The sequence below is a fragment of the Halopseudomonas pelagia genome, assembly GCF_009497895.1.
Classification (GTDB): Bacteria; Pseudomonadota; Gammaproteobacteria; order Pseudomonadales; family Pseudomonadaceae; genus Halopseudomonas; species Halopseudomonas pelagia_A.
In genome coordinates, this window is sequence record NZ_CP033116.1 from 2049181 (window position 1) to 2068858 (window position 19678).

At 56.7% G+C, this 19678-nt stretch carries 15 protein-coding genes; 6 read left to right on the forward strand and 9 right to left on the reverse strand.

Going from position 1 to position 19678, the window contains the following annotated elements; genetic code table 11:
- The first annotated feature begins 151 nt into the window (after nt 1-151).
- Nucleotides 152-2026 carry a putative bifunctional diguanylate cyclase/phosphodiesterase gene (locus EAO82_RS09715; protein WP_096347613.1) on the forward strand — a complete coding sequence of 625 codons (1875 nt, stop codon included), beginning with the start codon at nt 152-154 and terminating at the stop codon, nt 2024-2026.
- Nucleotides 2027-2040: 14 nt separating this feature from the next.
- Here EAO82_RS09715 and EAO82_RS09720 read toward each other — a convergent pair whose 3' ends face one another.
- From EAO82_RS09720 to EAO82_RS09730, 3 genes are all read right to left on the reverse strand, one after another.
- Nucleotides 2041-3762, reverse strand: a complete 1722-nt coding sequence (locus EAO82_RS09720; RefSeq protein WP_096347612.1) for a potassium/proton antiporter — start codon at nt 3760-3762, stop codon at nt 2041-2043.
- Between the two features lie 61 nt (nt 3763-3823).
- A complete protein-coding gene (secD, locus tag EAO82_RS09725) occupies nt 3824-6346 on the reverse strand; it encodes a protein translocase subunit SecD (RefSeq protein ID WP_096347611.1) in 2523 nt (840 codons plus the stop codon).
- A 58-nt stretch (nt 6347-6404) separates the two neighbouring features.
- Nucleotides 6405-6797, reverse strand: a complete 393-nt coding sequence (locus EAO82_RS09730; protein WP_096347610.1) for a hypothetical protein — start codon at nt 6795-6797, stop codon at nt 6405-6407.
- A gap of 139 nt (nt 6798-6936) precedes the next feature.
- Between EAO82_RS09730 and EAO82_RS21115 the strand changes: the two genes are divergently transcribed.
- Both EAO82_RS21115 and EAO82_RS09735 read left to right on the forward strand, forming a co-directional pair.
- Nucleotides 6937-7065, forward strand: a complete 129-nt coding sequence (locus tag EAO82_RS21115) for a hypothetical protein (protein ID WP_321540968.1) — start codon at nt 6937-6939, stop codon at nt 7063-7065.
- A gap of 264 nt (nt 7066-7329) precedes the next feature.
- Complete coding sequence (locus tag EAO82_RS09735; RefSeq protein WP_096347609.1) at nt 7330-8439, forward strand: 3-deoxy-7-phosphoheptulonate synthase; 1110 nt, start codon at nt 7330-7332, stop codon at nt 8437-8439.
- A 21-nt stretch (nt 8440-8460) separates the two neighbouring features.
- Here the strand turns inward: EAO82_RS09735 and EAO82_RS09740 are convergent, their stop codons facing one another.
- Nucleotides 8461-10218, reverse strand: a complete 1758-nt coding sequence (locus EAO82_RS09740) for a putative bifunctional diguanylate cyclase/phosphodiesterase (RefSeq protein ID WP_096347608.1) — start codon at nt 10216-10218, stop codon at nt 8461-8463.
- A 365-nt stretch (nt 10219-10583) separates the two neighbouring features.
- Here EAO82_RS09740 and EAO82_RS09745 point away from each other — a divergent pair, with 365 nt between their 5' ends.
- Complete coding sequence (locus EAO82_RS09745) at nt 10584-12527, forward strand: PAS domain-containing sensor histidine kinase (protein WP_096347607.1); 1944 nt, start codon at nt 10584-10586, stop codon at nt 12525-12527.
- Nucleotides 12528-12547: 20 nt separating this feature from the next.
- On the opposite strand, the gene EAO82_RS09750 is transcribed toward EAO82_RS09745, so the two are convergent.
- From EAO82_RS09750 to EAO82_RS09765, 4 genes are all read right to left on the reverse strand, one after another.
- Nucleotides 12548-13564, reverse strand: coding sequence for a DUF2235 domain-containing protein (locus tag EAO82_RS09750; protein ID WP_096347606.1), 1017 nt, complete (start codon nt 13562-13564; stop codon nt 12548-12550).
- Between the two features lie 179 nt (nt 13565-13743).
- The gene (locus tag EAO82_RS09755; protein ID WP_096347605.1) at nt 13744-14628 is read right to left on the reverse strand and encodes an SdiA-regulated domain-containing protein; all 885 of its coding nucleotides are present in this window, start codon (nt 14626-14628) and stop codon (nt 13744-13746) included.
- Nucleotides 14629-14701: 73 nt separating this feature from the next.
- Nucleotides 14702-15832 carry a sensor histidine kinase gene (locus EAO82_RS09760; RefSeq protein WP_096347604.1) on the reverse strand — a complete coding sequence of 377 codons (1131 nt, stop codon included), beginning with the start codon at nt 15830-15832 and terminating at the stop codon, nt 14702-14704.
- A gap of 162 nt (nt 15833-15994) precedes the next feature.
- Entirely contained in the window at nt 15995-17308 is a 1314-nt protein-coding gene (locus EAO82_RS09765) for a methyl-accepting chemotaxis protein (RefSeq protein ID WP_096347646.1), read from the reverse strand.
- Between the two features lie 278 nt (nt 17309-17586).
- Here EAO82_RS09765 and EAO82_RS09770 point away from each other — a divergent pair, with 278 nt between their 5' ends.
- Entirely contained in the window at nt 17587-17892 is a 306-nt protein-coding gene (locus EAO82_RS09770; RefSeq protein ID WP_096347603.1) for a hypothetical protein, read from the forward strand.
- Nucleotides 17893-18132: 240 nt separating this feature from the next.
- On the opposite strand, the gene EAO82_RS09775 is transcribed toward EAO82_RS09770, so the two are convergent.
- Nucleotides 18133-19017 (reverse strand): LysR family transcriptional regulator, encoded by an 885-nt coding sequence (locus tag EAO82_RS09775; protein WP_096347602.1) that lies wholly within the window; start codon nt 19015-19017, stop codon nt 18133-18135.
- A 110-nt stretch (nt 19018-19127) separates the two neighbouring features.
- Between EAO82_RS09775 and EAO82_RS09780 the strand changes: the two genes are divergently transcribed.
- The gene (locus tag EAO82_RS09780) at nt 19128-19568 is read left to right on the forward strand and encodes a PACE efflux transporter (RefSeq protein ID WP_096347601.1); all 441 of its coding nucleotides are present in this window, start codon (nt 19128-19130) and stop codon (nt 19566-19568) included.
- Nucleotides 19569-19678: the final 110 nt, after the last annotated feature.

Sequence of the window (19678 nt, forward strand, 5' to 3'; positions counted from 1 at the left end):
GTTTTGGCCCTTGCATTATCCGACCTCGCGTTTTTGCTCTAAGCTTTCCTCAGACTTTTGAATGCTTGCTCCAACTAACGATTTTAGTTAGCGTTCTCATTTTTATTCCAATAAGTGATGTTCGTCTTAGCTTCAGGGAAATTAATGGAATATGGATGCAGACGTTAAAAAGGATGAAAAAGTGCATGGATCCTACCGCCCGAGCATTCAGCGGCTGACGCACATTGCTGATTTGTTATGTATTGTTTTGCTGGTGATTGGGGGCCGCGCGGTAGCACTCGGCGGTGAGCTGGACATACTGCTTTCAACGTTGGGCGTGGTAGCTGCACTGGTAGGGCGTTATCTGATTCAACGCGAACGAACAGAGCTGGCAGTGCCTCTGCTGTTGGGCGTCATGATGGTACTGGTCAGCGTATCAATGGTGGTCAATCAGGGACTGTTTAGCGGTGCATTGCTGTCCTATCCATGCCTGCTTATCGCGGCGGGCATGCTGGCGTCGCGTCGGGTATTTCTCGGCTTGTTGGTCAGCATGCTGGGCATGGTGGCGCTCATTACCTGGATATCGCTTAACGGTATGCACACCTATGTGGCTGTGCCCCATGGGCCTGGTCGTATGCTGGTGGTCAGCTCGTTGCTGGTGCTGGGCGCTGTCGCCATATGGTTACTGGCCAACGATTTACATCATGCCCGTGAAAATCTCGACCATGAAATCTTCCAGTTGGAAAACTCCCAAGCCAGCCTCAATTATCTGGCGCAGCATGACCCACTGACAGATCTCCCCAATCGCTCACTGATTGAGGAGCGGGTTGGTAATGCCATCAACCGCGCCAGACAGTCGGGCAAAATGGTCGCGTTGCTGTTTCTGGATCTGGATCATTTCAAGATAATCAATGACTCCCTCGGGCATATTGCCGGCGACCAGTTGCTGCGTGAAATTGCCTCGCGGCTGAAGAAGGTGGTCAGGGGGGGCGATTCTGTGAGCCGGCAAGGTGGTGACGAGTTTCTTATCGTTCTTGCCGAGGTCGACAGCGTCGATGCGATGACCGCGGTGTTACTACGTATTCAGACGCTGGTAGCGCAGCCGCTGACCCTGCAGGATATGGAACTGGTGGTGTCCCTTTCGATCGGTATTTCGGTCTACCCGCAAGACGGCGACGATTTTGGCACCTTGCTGAAAAAAGCGGACACGGCGATGTATCAGGCCAAGTCTGCCGGTCGCAATGCGTATCGGTTGTTCAGTGACGAAATGAGCGCGGACACCTATGCGCGGCTGGGAATGGAGCAGGATCTGCGCCAGGCGCTGGTGCGTAATGAGTTCGAACTGCATTACCAGCCTATTGTGGATATGCGGGACGGGCGTGTGGTTGCGGTGGAGGCATTGCTGCGCTGGCGCCACCCCGAGCGCGGCATGGTCGGGCCGGATGCTTTTATTCAGGTGGCCGAGCAGTCAGGTCTCATCGTTGAGATGGGTATCTGGGTATTACAGCAAGCGTGCCAGCAGATGGTCATCTGGCAGGGTGAAGGCCTGCCCGAGGTGTTGATATCGGTCAATCTGTCCGCGGTGCAGATGCATCGCGGCGATCTGGAACAGTCAGTGCGCGATGCGCTGCAACGTACCGGACTGAAAGCTTCCCTGTTGGAGCTGGAGCTGACCGAATCGATGCTGCTGCATGACTCCGAGGCGTCTATCCTGCTCTTGCAGCGCCTGAAGCAGTTGGGCGTCAAGTTGGCTATTGATGATTTTGGTACCGGTTATTCCAACCTGTCTTACCTGCAGCGTTTTCAGGTGGATCGTTTGAAAATCGACCGTTCTTTCGTGCAGTCGATCATCAGCAATGAGCAAAATCGAGCGATAGTAACGGCCATCATACAAATGGCGCACAGCCTTGAGCTGGAAACCACCGCCGAGGGTATTGAAGACGAAGCAACTCGGCAGCTACTGGCGGCGCTAGGCTGTGATTGCGGCCAGGGCTACCTGTTTTCCAGGCCGGTGTCGGCGTCAAAATTCATGGCCCAGGTTCGATAGGCTCGAAGAGCCGATCAATTCGGTTCGGGGATCAGGCCAATGGTGACGATTCTGGAGTCGATCATGTCGCGTACGGTCAAGATCACACCGTCCAGCGTAACCGATGTGCCGATTTGCACTTCTCGCAGCTCTTCGGACATCGACTGGCGTACCAACGCCTCCAGCGTCAGCAAGTCATCCGCGGCGAGGATGATGCCGTAGGAAGAGCGAATGTCGTCCACCGTGGTTGAGCCTTTCAGGCGCAGTTCGCTGCCGGGTAGTTCGTTGCGAGAAGCCTCCAACGCCTGGGAAAAGACCGAATCGACAAAGGGCCTGGTTTCCGGACGCAGCACCACAAACAGGTGATCGCCAGCCTGCAGCGCAGTCGAGCCGCGGGGTGGGATGACCAGACTCTTGCGGGTGATCATCGCTACCACGGTGCCATCCGGCAACGCCATCTGCGACAGTCTGCGGCCCACTGCACGACCATTGGCGCCCAGTGTGTACTCGACAATATCCGCATCCACATCGCCAAGTGCGGTAATTTCCAGTGTCGCCGCTGGAGTGGCCGGCGGCTTTTCCGTCAGCCCCAGTTTGCGTGCCACCCAGGGTAGGGTGGAGCCCTGGATCGTGGCAGAGATCAACACCACGAAGAACACCACGTTGAAGATCAGCTCTGCGCCGGGTAGCCCAAACATCAGCGGAAATATTGCCAGGATAATCGGTACCGAACCGCGCAGCCCGACCCAGGATACCAAGGCCATTTCAGCTTTTTTAAAGCCGAATAGCGCGAGTATGGGCACCACTGCCAGCGGCCGGGCGACCAGCACCAGCACGGCAGCGATCACCAGCCCCTCACGCCAGACCTCAAACAGTGATGGCGGATTGATCAGCAGGCCGAGTACCACGAACATGGTGATCTGGCTAAGCCAGGCCAGCCCGTCATGAAACAGAAAGGTACTGCGCTGGAACACGAAGCGGCTATTGCCGATCACTACCCCGGCAAGGAATATCGCCAGAAAGCCACTGCCGTTCAGGTTCGCTGCCAGACCGAACGCAAACAAGCCACAGGCTGCCACCATTACCGGGTAGAGGCCGGAAGCAACAAGGTGGATACGGTTGATGATCTGCACCGATGCCCAGCCCACGCCCAGACCCACCGCAGCGCCCACTCCCATTTGCAGCAGAAACATCTGCAGCAGCCCCACGCCGGGCTGCATGTCATTGACCAGTATTTCCAGCAAGCCAACGGTCAGGAAGATGGCCATCGGATCGTTCGAGGCGCTTTCTATTTCCAGGGTCGCCTTCAAGCGTTCGCGAATATGGATGCCAGCATTACGCAGCAGCGAGAATACGGCGGCAGCATCGGTTGAACCGACGATCGCGCCCAGCAGCAACCCCTCCATGATCGGCAGGTCCAGCACATAGGCGGCCGCCACGCCGGTCACCGCCGCCGTTATCAGTACGCCCACGGTGGCCAGCAGGGATGCCGGCTTCCAGACTTTCTTGATCGACGCCGTGGGGGTTTGCAGCCCACCGTCAAATAGAATAATCGCCAGCGCCAGGGTGCCCAGTGCATGGGCTGCGCCTGGGCTATTGAAGCTGACACCGCCGATGCCCGCGTCACCGGCGAGCATGCCGATCAGCAGGAACAGCACCAGCACTGGCAGCCCCAGGCGCGCCGAGAGTTTGCTTGATGCTATGCCAAACAGAATCAGTATCGCAGCCAGAAGAATCAATTGGTCAATCAGGAACATGCGTGGTCTTACCTCGTTGAAAACGGCCGCCACCCAGCGGGCTAGAGGGTGGCGGTGCGCGTTAGGGTATCAGGTCCAGCTCTTTTCTGATTTGTTCTGCACTGGGGCGTAACTGTGCGCCGCCCTTATGCATCCGCCACTGGCCCAGGTAAAACAGAATGGGGGCGGCAATCAGTATTGACGAGCTGGTACCCACGACAATGCCGAACAGCATGGGTAGCGCGAAGCTGGCTACGGCTGCGCCGCCGGCTATGGCCATGGGCAGCAGCGCGAGAAAGGTGGTCAGTGAGGTGAACACCGTGCGGGTCAGCGTCGAGGTGATGCTCTCGTTGAGCAGTTGCAAAAGCGGCTTGTCGGGCGTGAGACGCAGGTTTTCCCGTACCCGGTCGAATACCACGACCTTGTCATTGATCGAATAACCGATCAACGCCAGCAGGGCGGCCACCGCCGTGAGGTTGAATTCGACGCCAGCGAGAACAAAAAAGCCTATGGTCTTGGTCAGATCCAGTGCAATGGTCAGCGTTGCGGCCAGGGCGAAGTGGTACTCAAAGCGGATCCATAGATACACCAGCATGCCGGCTGCGGCCAACAGCACTGCCATGATACTGGCCTGGACAAAGTCGCCGCTGACCTTGGGGCCAACCATCTCCACTCTGGGGAAGCTGGCATCTGCGGCCAGTTCGGTAACCGCCTGTTTCAGTGTTTCCACTGGCGCGCCTGAGGCTACCTGCTCAGCCCCCTGCATCGGCAGGCGGACCAGATACTGGCCTGCGTCACCCGACTCCTGGATGGTAGCCTGGCCTAGACCATGTTCCTGCAGGCTGGTGCGCAACTGCTCTACCGTGGCGTCAGGTGCCTGCACTTCCACCAGAGTGCCGCCAGTGAAATCGATGCCATAGTCCAGCCCCGGGCCAAAAAACAGTGCCAGTGAGCCAACCGAGAGTACCAGGGACAGCATCAGACCCATTACCCGGCCCCGCATCAGATTCAAACTGCCGCTGGTGAGTTTGTCGAGCCGCCTGATGCCGGATATCACCAATGGCCGGCGGCCCATACGCCGCACGCGCCATTCCATCAGCAGCCGGGTTACTGCAATGGCGGTGAACATTGACGTCAGCAAGCCGATGCCTATGGTTACCGCAAAGCCCTTGACCGGGCCATTGCCGAACAGGAACAGCAAGCTGACAGCTATCAGCGTAGTGGCGTTGGAGTCCAGAATGGTGCTGTAAGCGCGGCTGAAGCCCTCGCTCATGGCGCCAAAGGCGGACTTGCCGTTACGGGTTTCCTCGCGGATGCGCTCGTTGATCAGGATATTGGCATCCACCGCCATGCCGATACTCAGAATGATACCGGCGATGCCGGGCAGAGTGAGTGTGGCCCCCAGCAGGCTAAGTATGCCGAAAATCAAGCCGACGTTGATGCTCAGGCCCACGCAGGCGATAAAACCCCAGCGGCCGTAAACCGCCAACATGAAGCAGATAACCAGCAGCGCGCCGAATACCCCGGTACTGATGCCCATGGCGATCGCGTCGCTCCCCAGGTCCGGCCCGACAGTGCGCTCCTCGATGACTTTCAGCGGAGCGGGAAGGGCGCCGGCGCGCAGCAGCAGAGCCAGATTGCTGGCTTCACTGGCGCTGAATGCGCCGCTGATTTCACCACTGCCGCCAGCGATTACACCGCGGATTACAGGTGCGGTGATGACCTTCTGATCCAGCACTATGGCCAGCGGCCGGCCGATGTTGGCACGGGTCATGTCTCCGAACAGATCGGTCCCTTCGCGGTCCAGCTTGAAATTGACCACCGGTTGCCCGGAGTCGGGATTGAATGCCAACTGGGCATCGCGAATATGCTTGCCCTCCATGGCTACCTGCTCCTCCAGCTCATAGGCTGTGCCTTGCGCCTGATCTTCAAGGGTAAAGACCTGCCGCGATTTGCCGTTTGCCGCCCAGTGAAAGGTCATTTTTGCAGTCGTACCCAGTAACTGACGTATCTCCTGCGGATTCGCCACACCGGGCATCTGCACCAGAATGCCGTCGGCGCCCTGGCGGGTAATGCTGGGCTCTACCAGCCCGGTTTCATCCAGGCGGCGACGCACCACTTCCAGGCTGCGATCTACTGCATCACCGGTCAGCGCCTCGCGGTGCGCGTCAGTCATGCGCAATATCCATTGGTTCTTGTTCTGCGCCTCTTCCAGCGTAAACCGGGTGCCGGGCTCTCCGGGTTGCGAATTAAGTGACAGGGCAATGCGCTTTAAATCAGGGTTGTCGCGCGTATGTCTGACCGCGATCTGGACTGATTCGATTGAGGCCGCCGGCTGGGTAAAAGCAATGCGCTCCTTGCGCAGGGCGGCGGTCAGATCATTGGCCAACTGCTGGTTATCGTTGCGCAGCAGCTCGCGGGTATCGACCTCCAGCAGCAGATGCGATCCACCGCGCAGATCCAGGCCAAGCGCCAGACTGTTATCGGCATACCAGCTGGGTAGTTGTTGTAACACTGAAGTGGGCAGCACATTGGGCAGGGCGCATAGCAGCCCGAACAGCATTATCAGGCCGTAAAGCACGGCCCGTGAAGACAAAGATTTCATGCGTAATCCTCGACACTAACGTCGTAGTTTTAGAACTTACGGGTGTGGTGAGCTGGGATTACACAGAGGGTGGTGCGCGCGGAGCCTGCTGGAAGAGGTTGCCATGGTAGGAACTGAGAACGGCTCTAGGCGCCGTTAAACCGGGAAGGGGTAGTGGCGGATGCAACGTAAAAAGCTGCGTCGCAATGGCTAGCCATTGGGGGGCCGGATCGCCGTCATCACCGAGCAGGTCAGCTGCACGCGGCAGAATACGAGCTGGATCGCTGTTCCCGGCAAAAACAAAGTGCTCTATCTGGCTGACATAACCAGAGCCGACTACCGCTTTGGCGCCGAAGGAAGCCGAGTTGATGCACAGGGCCAATCCCACAAACAGCAGCCACAGCAACGGCAGCCTGGCCAGTGCCGAGACTGGGGCTGGATTGCGGGGACCTGGTGTAAGGGCTCTGGACATGCAGGGCATTCCGAATGTTGAGCGGCAAGTGTGGGGGCGGCTTGTCAGTTAGTCAACGCTTCTGCCTGCCCAGCTAGCGGGGAGGCTTGATGCCCGGCCGTCAATCGGCTAGAGTCATGACAGATCAATGGAGACGCCCATGCAACTCATGTCAGACCACCACGCCATCACCCGCAGTGCTTCACGCACTGGGTCGGTGCGCGCGCTGACGGCCATGGTTGGCGGGTATTTCTATTTTGGGTATTGGTTTAGCCGCATGCGCGCCTGATACCCCAGCAGGCGCCCGGTTCAAGGGTCGCCACCAGCAGTTTCAAAACCCCGGTCGGCTTCCCGCCCGGGGTTTTTTTATGTTCAACAATCTAATGTTTTGCCAACGAGGATTTGCTCATGTACGCACCCACTTACACCATGGCTTCATATCGTAACTGGCGATTTACCGGCGCCTTGTGCGCTGACTCCCGATCCCTGAATCGAACGACACATAGAACACGATAGTGCTGTGGCGCAATGAGCGCCACGCGAGGAACCCCGTATGAATGCCACGCTCTCTGCCCTGACCAATACTGTGCACGGACAACTGATTGAAAATGCTCTGGGTGACACCGCCCCGAACCCGCCACGCAGTCCGCGTCACACCTTGCCACTACCCAGTCCCGCGCAGTTGCGCCAGCGCCTTCCATGCAGCCCCGCCTTGCACGGGCAAATCGCCGAGCAGCGCGACGCTATCCGCGCCGTGCTGAACGGAGACGATGATCGTCTGCTGGTCATTGTCGGGCCCTGTTCCTTGCACGACCCCGATTCGGCCATGGAATACGCACAGCGTCTTGCCGCGCTGGCGCCTCAGGTCAGCGATCAGCTATTGCTGGTGATGCGTACCTACGTCGAGAAGCCACGCACCACTGTCGGCTGGAAGGGCCTTATGTACGATCCGCATCTGGATGGCAGTGGCGATATGGCAGAGGGGCTGGCCTTGTCACGGCGCCTGATGCTGTCAATTGCCGAACTGGGTCTGCCGGTTGCTACCGAGCTGTTGCAACCGATGGCCGCAGGTTACCTGGACGATCTGCTCGGCTGGGCTGCCATTGGCGCTCGCACCAGTGAATCGCAAACGCACCGTGAGATGGTCAGTGGTCTGGATTTGCCGGTAGGGTTCAAAAATGGCACGGACGGCAGCATGAGTGTTGCCAGTGACGCGATGCGCTCTGCGGCGCATGGCCACCAACATTTCGGGCTGGATGAGCAGGGCCGTCCGGCAATGGTTCAGACGCGCGGCAATCTCGACACGCATCTGGTGCTCAGGGGCGGCAATGGTGGGGCGAATTATCACGCGCCAGCTGTCGCGGCCGCACGACAGATGCTGGAGAGTCAAGGGCTTGCAGCCCGGCTGATAGTGGACTGCAACCACGCCAATAGTGGCAAGAATCCGCTGTTGCAGCCTGAGGTGCTGGCGTCGGTAGTGGACCAGCGATTAGCGGGTGACTCCAGCCTGCGCGGTGTGATGCTCGAAAGTCATCTGTTCGATGGTTGCCAGCCGCTGTCCGGGCAACTGGCGTATGGGGTATCCATCACGGACGCGTGTTTGGGCTGGGAAGCAACTCAGCATTCCTTGCTGTGTGCCGCTGAACGTCTGGCCGGGAATTGATCGCCGGCCGTGACAAGGAAGTTACTGCGGCGTACTGGTCTCCAGCCACTGCTCGAACTGGTTGGCTGGAAGCGGCTTTGAAACGAAGTAGCCTTGCACTTCGTCACAACCAAGCCCATCCAGGAACGCGTATGTCTGGTGATCTTCAACCCCTTCAGCTACCACGCTGTAACCCAGGTCATGAGCCATGGAAATCATCGCTTTGACCAGGGTACGGCTGCGCTTCTCCTGCTCGATGCGCTGAATGAAAGTGCGGTCAATCTTGACCACCTGTGCCGGTATTTCCTGCAGATAAGCCAGACTGCTATAGCCGGTACCAAAATCGTCGATCGCTACCCGTATGCCGGCTTCCAGCAGCGCGTCCAGTTGATTCGACGCGATGGGGCTGTAGTCCACCAGTGCGCTTTCTGTCAGTTCAACTTCTATGGAGGACACAGGTAGATCGTGCCGGCGCATTGCTGCCAGCAGCCGCTCGACCAAATCGGTTTCCTCCAGGTTGGAAGCAGAGATGTTCACTGAAATACACAAATTCAATCCGTTGGCCTGCCAGCGAGAAGCTTGCTCAGTGGCAGCCTGCATCACCCATTCGGTCAGTTGTTTGGCTAACTGGGTTTGTTCGATGATGGGAATAAATTCAGCAGGTGAAATGTTGCCCCATTTGGGATGAGCCCATCGCAGGAGGGCCTCTGCACCCACTGTTTCACCTGAACGCGTGGATATGCGCGGCTGGTATTCCAGGCGCAGTTGGTCTGGACTCTCCAGTGCGCTGCGAAAATCGACCAGCATCTGAAAGCGCCGCTGGTGATCTGCCTCCAGCTCCGGTGAATACAGGGCAACGCCTTTTTCAGTCAGGCGGGCATCCAGGCAGGCGCTGTGTGCGGTGCGTAAAATATCTATCGAGTGCTGATCTTCGAGTCTTAGCCGCGCAATACCTACAACCGGCCTGACCATGACCGCTGCCGCTTCACCTGTGGTGAGTCCGCGCAAGGCTTTGCGCAGGCCCATTGCGGCCTTCACCACATCATCATCGTCTTCGGCGATCAGCAGATGCGCGAACTGGCAGGGCCCCAGATGATATACACGCCCGCCCTCGGGTAGCGTGCTGCCCAGCAGCCGGCCTGCAGCGCGGGCAAGCTCTTCTACGTAGGCCGGCCCCATGACCCGCTGTAGCGAGCCCAGAGAAGCGACATCGATCACTTCACTGAAAAGCACATAAACTGCTTTGGGCGGCGGGGTACGGCTCATGTCTCGCAGGTCCACGGCAAACTGACTGCGGTTGGGCAGATCGGTCAGCGGATCGAGCCGACCATAAGCGCTCTGCAGCTCAATCTGATCCATCACCATTGCTGCCAGGTCCTGCAGCACTGATACCTCGTGAACGCTCATGTTTCTGGGTTCATGGCCGAGGACGCATATCGCGCCCAGGGTATGACCCTCGCGCGTGGTCAGAGGCGCACCTGCATAAAAGCGAATGCCGGACTGAACCAGCACGCTGTTTTGATAGCGAGGCGAATCAAGTAGATCGGGAACGGTCAAGCCGGTGGAAGTCTCTGTAACTTCGCTGTCGCAGGCATCGGAGCGAGGGATTTCCGAGTGCTCGGTGCCAACTCTGGACTTGAACCATTGACGCTTCTCGTCGGTCAGCGAGATCGCTGCAATAGGCAAATCGAACAACTGGCTGGCCATGCGGGTGATACGGTCAAAACTGTCGCTGGGTAGCGTATCGAGCAAATTCAATTTCTTCAGGGCATAAAGTCTGTCTTGCTCATGCACGCTCATAGCGCTATCTCGAATAAGTTGTGTGAGTCCCTTCGTACTGGCCACTTAATGGCCTTACCTCTTTAGCCTGTCCTGCGTAATTAGGTAATGAAATCAATGTAGCACAGGCTCTAGACGTGAATAGCGAAAAGTCGCGACAGATGTTTGCAAGAATCCCTAAATAGAGCCTGCGAATGACGGTATATAGCAGGTTATTTGAGTTGTAAAATTTCGTTAAAGCAACGATTGCGCGGTCAGGCCGCAAAGATGTATTCCGAAGATGGTTTGGCTGGCTGACACATTTTGATAAAGTCTGAACCTGAATTGCCAATGATCGGTCCTGAATAGTTCGACCGTCCTTCTTCGTAGTTATCGTCAGGAATCACATGGACAGCAAAGCGCATCTGGGTCCTCTGTTCTCGGCAGAAGACAAATACCGTCTTTTGGTTGATGCGGTGACTGACTACGCCATTTACATGCTTGACCCGCAGGGCTTTATTGCCAGCTGGAATACCGGCGCCCAGCGGCTCAAAGGCTATGCTGCGGAAGAGGTTATTGGTCAGCATTTTTCGATGTTCTATTCCGACCTCGATCGCGCTGCGGGCCTGCCGGATAACGGCCTGGCGATTGCTGTTCAGCAGGGGCGGTTTGCCAACGAGGGTTGGCGGGTGCGCAAGGATGGCACACGCTTCTGGGCGCATGTGGTGCTGGACCCCATCCGCGATGGAGCCGGGGACATTATCGGTTTTGCCAAGGTCACCCGCGATCTCACCGAACGCAAGTTAGCCGAAGAAGCGCTGCGCAAGAGTGAGGAGCAGTTGCGCCTGTTAGTGCAGGGCGTGACGGATTACGCGATTTATCTGATCAGCCCGGAGGGGCTGGTTACCAATTGGAACGCTGGCGCCCAGAAGATCAAAGGCTACCGCCCGGAAGAGGTCATAGGCCGGCATTTCTCCTGTTTCTATACGCCTGAAGATGTGGCCAATGGCAAGCCCGAAACCAATCTTGCGCTGGCCGCCCGCGCGGGTAGAGCGGAGGAGGAGGGCTGGCGGATACGCAAAGACGGTACCCGATTCATGGCCCACGTAATCATTGATGCCATTCGCGAAACGGACGGCACTCTGACCGGTTTTGCCAAGGTCACGCGGGATATCACCGAACGCATGGAGACGCAAAAGGCGCTCGACTATGCGCGTGAGGAGCTGCTGCAAGCGCAGAAGATGGAAGCGGTCGGCCGCCTTACCGGCGGCGTGGCGCACGACTTCAACAACTTCCTGACGATCATCCTTATCAGTCTGAAAATGGCGCGCAAGCGGGTGATGGATTCTCCCGATGTGCTGCGTTTTGTGGACAACGCGATCCAGGGCGCCGAGCGCGGCGCCTCCATGACCCAGCGCATGCTGGCGTTCTCCAGCCGCCAGTCGCTGCAGCTGGAAGTGCTCTCGCTGGCTGAGCTGGTGCAGGGCATGCGTGACCTGCTTCAGCGCTCCATCGGACCGCAGGTACGTATTCGCACCCAGACCGCCGGGGCGCTGCCGCCTGTACAAGCTGACGCGCATCAACTGGAAACCCTGTTGTTGAATCTGGTACTTAACGCACGCGATGCGATGCCGGAAGGCGGCGATATCACCATCAATACGCGCCGACCCCTTTGCCAAGAGCTGCCCATGACCGGTCTGGATGACGAAGACTGGGTGATCTTGGAAGTGGCTGACGTCGGTGAGGGCATGGACACGCAAACTCTGGCACGGGCAACCGAACCCTTTTTCACCACCAAGGGTGTGGGCAAGGGCACTGGTTTAGGCTTATCCATGGTGCACGGTATTATCGAACAGCTGGGTGGCAAGCTGAAACTGCATAGCGAGCCCGGTCTAGGTACGCGCGCGCAGCTTTGGCTGCCTGTCTATCAAGGTGAGGAACCAGTGGTTGATCACGACGAGATGGCGCCTACGGCCGATTCGGCTGTCGCGCTGCGAGTTCTCGCCGTGGACGATGACGCTCTGGTACTGACCAATACCTGCGCGCTGCTTGAAGAGATAGGCCATCTGCCTTTCTCAGCAGGTTCGGCTGCTGAAGCACTGGTTTTGCTGGAGCAGGAGACGGTTGATCTGGTGATCACTGATCACGCCATGCCGCTTATGACTGGCAGTGAATTGGCTGATCTGCTGCATGAGCGCTACCCGGGCTTGCCGGTGATACTGGCCACCGGGTATCTGGAAATCGGCTATCAGCAGACCGATAACACACCTCTGCTGACCAAACCCTTCGATGAGCAGGATCTGGTTCAGGTAATTTCCCGGGCGGTCAGCCGATCCAAGGAGCAGGGCTAGCTGGTCAGGCGAAGCAAGCCTCAGTCGAACAGGCTGACCTTGCTCCAGTCGTCCTTTATCTGTTTGAGCAACTGGCGTAACCCCGGGCTGCTGTATTTGGCAGCGGGGTCTTCCCAGCGCTTGCGCACGCTGCGGTGCAGTTGCGCCTCGGGTACTCGCACTCTGGAACGACGCATGATGCGGTAGAAGCCTTTGTACTCGTTATGCTTGCTGCCCAGGTGATTCGGCTGCAGCTGGGCCTGCAAATGCGCTTCCAGATGCAGGCCGGCGCTCTGCGCTTCACGGCAGATCCACACCCCGGCGTAGTCTCCCAGGGAATGATCCGGATAGCCGCCGCCGATATCGGTATGGACGCCAGCAAACCACACCTGCTTCAAATCAATGCCCGGTTTGAGGGTCCAGAGTGCTGGTTCAAAGTCTTCCCGATTCTCATCAATGGCCACCGCATGCCGTGCGTGGCAAATGATGCCGCTGGGTTCAGTGTCATGAAACAAATAGCGCGCTGTGCCCAGCGTGCCGAGAAAGGGCGCGGGTATACCCAATGCGCCGACGGTATCGAACACCCCAATAAATTCTATCTGGCTGATATCGGCCACGGCGTAATCCTTCCTGAACTGGCGTGCTTTGACTTCACCCGGGGAAGAGGCTGGACTGCGCTGGCGATACAGCTCATAGGCCGCATTGATGTGCCCGGCGTGCGCACGTTTGAGAATGCCGCAGTTGCGAATGAGCCCGCCAAGCGAACGAACGGTGTAGGCGCCGCGGCTGAAACCGAACAGGAATAATTGGTCACCGACATCGTAGTTGTGCACGATAAACCGGTAGCAATCCATGATGTTCTTGTCGATGCCCTTGCCAGTAACGCCCCCGGTGAGACGATCGCCCTCGGAACCTACACCCCAGTCGTAAAACACCACTTGCCGGTTGCCCTGCGCGTCAGCCGGGGCAACCGCCTGGGCGATGCGCAGAACATGAGTAGGTTTGTCGCTTTCCGGTGACTGCCAGGTGCCGTCGGCGCAAATAACGATACGTTTCATCGCGTACTCCATGGTCAATACTGGAGCACAACTGCGGCGGCTGCCTGCACTCGCATGAGTCAACCCTAAGGCATGCCATGCAAGGCAATAATGGTCCTAGAGGGTTTTCTGGGGCTGCTGACTTCAGCTGCAACCTGATAAAGGTATAGCGCAATCTGCGACAGGCTGCAGGTCTGCGGTTACATCCGCTCAAAGCGGTAAAACAGGTTTGGTTCACTGACCACGAACAGGTTGCCTTTGTCGTCCACGGTCATGCCTTCCGGTTGCGGAATGGATTCTTCCAGCCCGGCAAAACCGGAATTCAGCGCGCTGAAGGCAATGACTTTGTTTTGCCCATTAAACTCGATGATGGTTTTTGACTGCTCGCTTAGTAGCAACATATTGCCGTACTGCGGCGCGAAGGTGACGGAGGCCAGGTCGGTAGTGAATACCTTGTCGTTGATTAGCGTCTTGTGGTCGCGGATGGATAGGGCCATGCCGCCCTCAAGTGTCTTGCGAAAGCCGCCGATCTCGATCAGGCTCATCGGGTCACGTTCCTTGGTGACAAACAAACGATCGCCAGCGATGTCGTAACCCAGGCCCTCGACGTTTTTGTTTTCGATTTTGTCGGCCAGGTTCAGCGTGATAAAAGGCAGACCCTCACGATAAATCGTCGAAGTCTGCAGGGGGACATCAACAATGACGATATTTTGCAAACGTTCTTCGGCAATCGCCAGCATGCCGTCACCCAGATAAGCCACTGCCTCGGTGTCAGCAAACCCGTCCAGTTTTGTTTTAAACAGGGTGTTGCCTTGCTTATCCAGGGCGATCAGTTCGGTTGGTCGATTGCTGACTGCCCAGAGATGATCGCGGTCCGTATCCCAGGTCAACCCCGAAAGGCTTTGTTCAACGCCCGCAACGGGTAGCGCTTGCACTGTGGCTTTCAGCTCCTGCAGAAGAATGGACTGTGAAGTCCATCTCTCTGCGTTGGCCTCGGTCTTGTATGAAAAATAGACGCGGTCCAGCCACGGCGAAGTGGCCAGATAAGCGATAACCAATGCAAGTAACGTAGCGGCGCAGGCCATGAGCAGGCGCCTGGATCTCCGGGGCTGGGCGGGAAGAGCGGCGGGGATCATTGGCAGCCTTGTGTCTGTTGGATTATGACGCAGTTTTAGGTAGCTCTACCTTGAAAGTCGTTCCCTTGCTCTGCGTGGACTCCACGCTCACTTTGCCGTTATGGGCCGTGACAAGTTCTTTGACAATATACAGTCCCAGACCCAGGTTCTTGTTCAGGTTTTCTTTTGCATAATGTTTGCGGTGAGCCAGATGGAAAATGTTCTGCTGTAGCGACTCCAGTATGGGCTCCCCATCGCTCTTCACCGTCAGGATTACCTTGTCATCAAGGCCTTCACAACTGACAACGACCTCGCCCATCGGAGCACCATGCTGCAAAGCGTTACTGATGAGGTTCTGACAGATCTGCCCGATGCGGATGGCGTCCCAGTTACCGCTGCAGTCGCCGGTTATTACTTGCTTGAAAGTGTTTTCACTATGCGCTGAGCGAAATTCTTCTATCAGCTGATGGATAATCGCGGCCAGGTCGGTCCGGCTGCGGCGAATGCTAAGGCCTTCACCAATACGGGTTTCGGTGAAATCCATCAGGTTATCCAGCATTTCCTTCATCCGCTGCACGCTGGCAATCATGGTTGAACCCAGCTGGTTTAGACTGTTGCCGGCATCCTCCATGTTTTTCAGTTTTGCCGCACCAAAGCTCAATACCTGCAGAGGCGAGCGAAGATCGTGGCCGAGCATGCCGATAAAAATATCCGAGTTTTCAGTCACCGCTTCGGAGTAGCGAGCAACCGATTCAGCCAGAGCTTTATCTATGGCTTCATTAAAACGGATCAGGTCTTCCACCTCATCCGCATCTTTCTTATGCGGGGGTGCTGCCCCGTCAAACCACAGGCGCAGAACACTGGCGCGTAAAGCCCGATATTCTGCAACCAAAAGGCGGATAGAGAAGCCTGCGCCCAGGCGTTCATCCGCATGTTCTTCGGCCGGGGTGTCCGCACCAGAGGTCGGGGCATTTCCTTGCGATTTCGCCTCGCGTTCCGGTTCAGTCTGGGCGCTGGTCATATCGCGGACGATGTTGGTCAGAAGCTCCTTCGCATGATCGCGGAGCTCAACTTCATTCATATTTCCGCCGGGCGGCTGATTGGCGCGCGCAAAGTCCTGCCATTCCTTGAGAATGGCCTCAATATTTGCGGAGATGAACTCATGCAATCTCATGGGTTTTGTTGCTCTGCTGGGCCTGATTTCAGAATAATCGGGCGGCAATGTGAAAACCCGACTTGCCGCGGCGGGGAGTTGGCTTAGTCAGATGCTGTATAGATAAAGATGATGTATGACTATACGGAGGGGGGCGCCGCAACACCAGCGCCCCCGGGAAAGCTACTTCAGTTCCTTGGCAAAGCGACCAACCGCATTGACCACCTGTTTGGCGCCCTTCTGAATTTCAACGATCACCGTCCCCGCCTGACCCGCCAGCGCCAGGCCCTGAGCTGCTTGCTCACGGCTACGGGCCATGCCATGTACGGCATCTTCGGCCAGCGACTGGTTCTTCTCCACCACCTGGATGATCTCTTCGGTAGCCTTGCTGGTGCGACCTGCCAACTGCCGTACTTCATCCGCCACCACCGCGAATCCTCGGCCTTGTTCGCCCGCCCGCGCAGCCTCAATGGCCGCGTTCAGAGCCAGCAGGTTGGTCTGGGCTGCAATGCCACTAATGGTCTGAACGATTGAACTGATCAACAGGGATTGTTTGCCTAGCGCTTCGATACCCTGAGTGGCAGATTCCACTTCACGCGCTACATGCTCCATGGTTTCGACGGTATCCTGGACCACGGATGCGCCCCGTTCCGCGCTCACGTCCGTCTGCAGCGAGATGTCGTAGGCGACGCCAGCGGCTTCCCTGACCTCGGCCTCCCGCTCTACCTGATCACTGACCACGCTAGCGAACTTGACCACCTTGTACAGCGTGCCTTCGGTGTCATACACCGGGTTATAGCTGGCCTCCAGCCAGACATCGCGGCCCATGCTGTCGATCCGCTGGAAGCGGTTGCTGACGTATTCGCCCCGATTGAGCGTTTGCCAGAAGCTTTTGTATTCTGGCGAAGCAGTCGTTTCGGGAGTACAGAAAAGACTATGGTGCTTGCCGACGATCTGCTCCTTCGAATAGCCCATGGCTTGCAGGAATTGCTTGTTGGCGCTGATTACCTTGCCGTCCAGGCTGAACTGGATCACGGCGGTAGAGCGCATCAGTGCATCAATAAACTCCTGGTTTTCCTTCGCAGCCTGGATGCTATGGGTCACGTCGCGGGCAACCCCCTTGATACTCAGTAACTCGCCCCGGTCATCCTTCAACGGGTACCAGTTGACGCGCAGCCAAACCAGGCTGCCGTTGCTGCGCAAGTACCGGTAATCATCTGAAATCGGCTGAAATTTGCCGACGGCGGCCCTGAAGTTATGAAAGCAGGGCAGTTTGCTCACGTAACTTGGCACTACCTCCGCCATTGGGCGGCCTTGCAACTGCGCTGGAGTGTAGTCCAGCGCCTGGGCAAATTTCTGATTAACCACCGCTATTTTGAAATCCTTGTCCAACTCGATATACATCTCATCAGACGCCAGCATGGCTGCCAACTGACGCAAAACATGCAGCTCCTGATCCTGTTCCTTGAGCCTGGCTTTCAAATGGTGGTTAAACATGGCGATGTCCGTAGAGGAGGGTGAGCTGTTATCGGCCATACCGAGACGTTCTTTACCCGCTCAAATGCAAGTTTTTAATCATTTCGAGCTCACAAAGGGGTGTAGTTGTTTCAAAAAGTTAATAAAACAGATAATCAGTATTCGCCATGCTCTACAGCCGAGTAAAACTGCGCATTTCAAATGCCAGCTTGTCGTGGCATGGTCTGATTAAAACAGGGTGAACTTTTTATTTAGCATACTTTCTATTGAGTACGCTTCTTAAAGATAAAAGGTGACTCATGAAAAATCTCAAACTATCCAACGTTCTCTTCGCTTCCGCATTTACTCTGGCGCTCGGAGCTGCTGCGCCCCTGGCTGTTGCAGCTGATCATGACAAGCATGATGCGGATGGCACTCATCAGGAGATGGACAAGAAAGATCACAAGGCCGGTCACGGTGACAACGCCACTGGCAACCCCGGCGCGCCTGGTAGCGATGGTACCGGAACTACAAGCGCAGGCTCCGAAGCACCCAATGCACCTGCCCATGTTCCCGGCGGCACCAATCCGGAAGATGCTCCCGAGTCCAATCGTGACGTAGAGTAATTTTGCCTCGACATTCTGTCCGATGTAGGTAGATTGGCGTTTGCTTAAAATCGTTATCTGATATTACAGGCAAGCGGAAGAAAGAAGGTCTGTGGTTATATCGTTATCTTGATATAGCCCAGACCTTTTTTATTGTTTTGAATATTGTTTATTGAGCTAATGGCAAGTGGCGGGCGATATGCATATGAGATATTTATGTAACCTGGGGTGAAAAAAGTGGCATACAAGAGCGCCATATTGTCACAAGGTTTCGCGCATCAGTTCGATATAGCGCTGCGCGCCCAAACCCAATGGTCGGTCCTTGACCCAGACCATATCCACCCATAGCCACAGCTCGTTGGTCATGTTCTCGAAGCGGATCTCCAGCAGGCTGCCCGCTGCCAACAAAGGCTGGATCAAAGTTCGCGGAAGCCAGGCCCAGCCGAGGCCAGCCTGTACCAGGCTAAGGGTGGCCAGATGACTGTCGGTTAGCCAGATCTGTCTTGAACGCACCATGCGCGGATCGGATTCTGTCACGTCGCCGCTGGCTACCACAATCTGCCGCATGTCCATCAGTTGTTCTTCCCGAATCGGTGCACTGCCTGCGAGCATTGCAGGATAATCGGGGCCCACCACGGCGACCAACAGCTCGCTGCCGAACTCCTCGAAGCGCTCGCGCTCGTCAATGGCCGGGCGTTCAAATACCAAAGCGATCTGTACCGAGCCTTCGTGCAGCAGCCTTAGCGCATCTGCTTGTGGTTCGGAGCGGATTTCCAGTTCCAGTGTGGGGAATTCACGGGCCAGCGCCGCCAGGGGACCGTTCCATGCCGCAGAGAGCAATTCGGGTGCAACGGCCAATGTCAGCCGCTTTTCCAGCCCCTGATGGATTTGCAGTGCTTGCGTCTGCAGTTCCAGCAACTGGCGCTGTACCTGCCTGGCCTTGGGCTCAAGGGCGAGCGCTGCGGTTGTCGGCAGAGCTTCACGTGCTGATCGATCAAACAGCTGTAGATCCAGCTCGGCCTCGAGCTGTGAAATGCTCATGCTGATGGCCGAAGGAACGCGCTTGAGCTTGCGCGCTGCGGCAGAGAAGGAGCCGCAATCCAGTACTTCGAGAAAAACTTTCACGGTTTCGCTGGTGAATGCCATGGCTTGTCAGATTTATTGATAGGAGGTTTCTTTTTCTATCAGAAGTAAGCACTTATATTCCAGGCCTTTACTCAATAAAACTGAGAAATAGATTAGCAGGGGCTGTTGTCATGCAGGGGATCAAACGCAAGCTGGTGTATGTGACGCTATATGAAGTAATCGCCACGGCCGTTATTACGCTGATACTGCTGATGATGGGGCATGCGGTGCTGGATGCCGGTGTTGCATCGGGCATGACTTCTGCGATTGCCGTGAGTTGGAACCTGGTCTGGAATAGCCTGTTCGAGAGCTGGGAGACGCGGCAGCCGGAGCGTGGCCGCAGTATCAAAAGGCGCATCATGCATGCACTGGGTTTTGAATTCGGTCTGCTGGCGATTCTGGTACCAGTCATGGCCTGGTGGCTGGAAATATCGCTGTGGCATGCCTTTGTGCTGGACATGGGGCTGCTTATATTTTTTGTATTCTATACCTTTGTGTTCAGCCTGGCCTTTGACAAGATATTCGGATTACCTTTGTCGGCTCAGCCTGTCATGGTCGAATCCGAAGCTTGAAGCCGCCACTGCCCGGCCTTGAAGCCGCCCACTGAAAGTGATGTGCGAGAAGGACCGATTGTTCTGACCCCTCTCGCGGGTGAAGACACTGGCAAGTCTCTTCGTTTCCG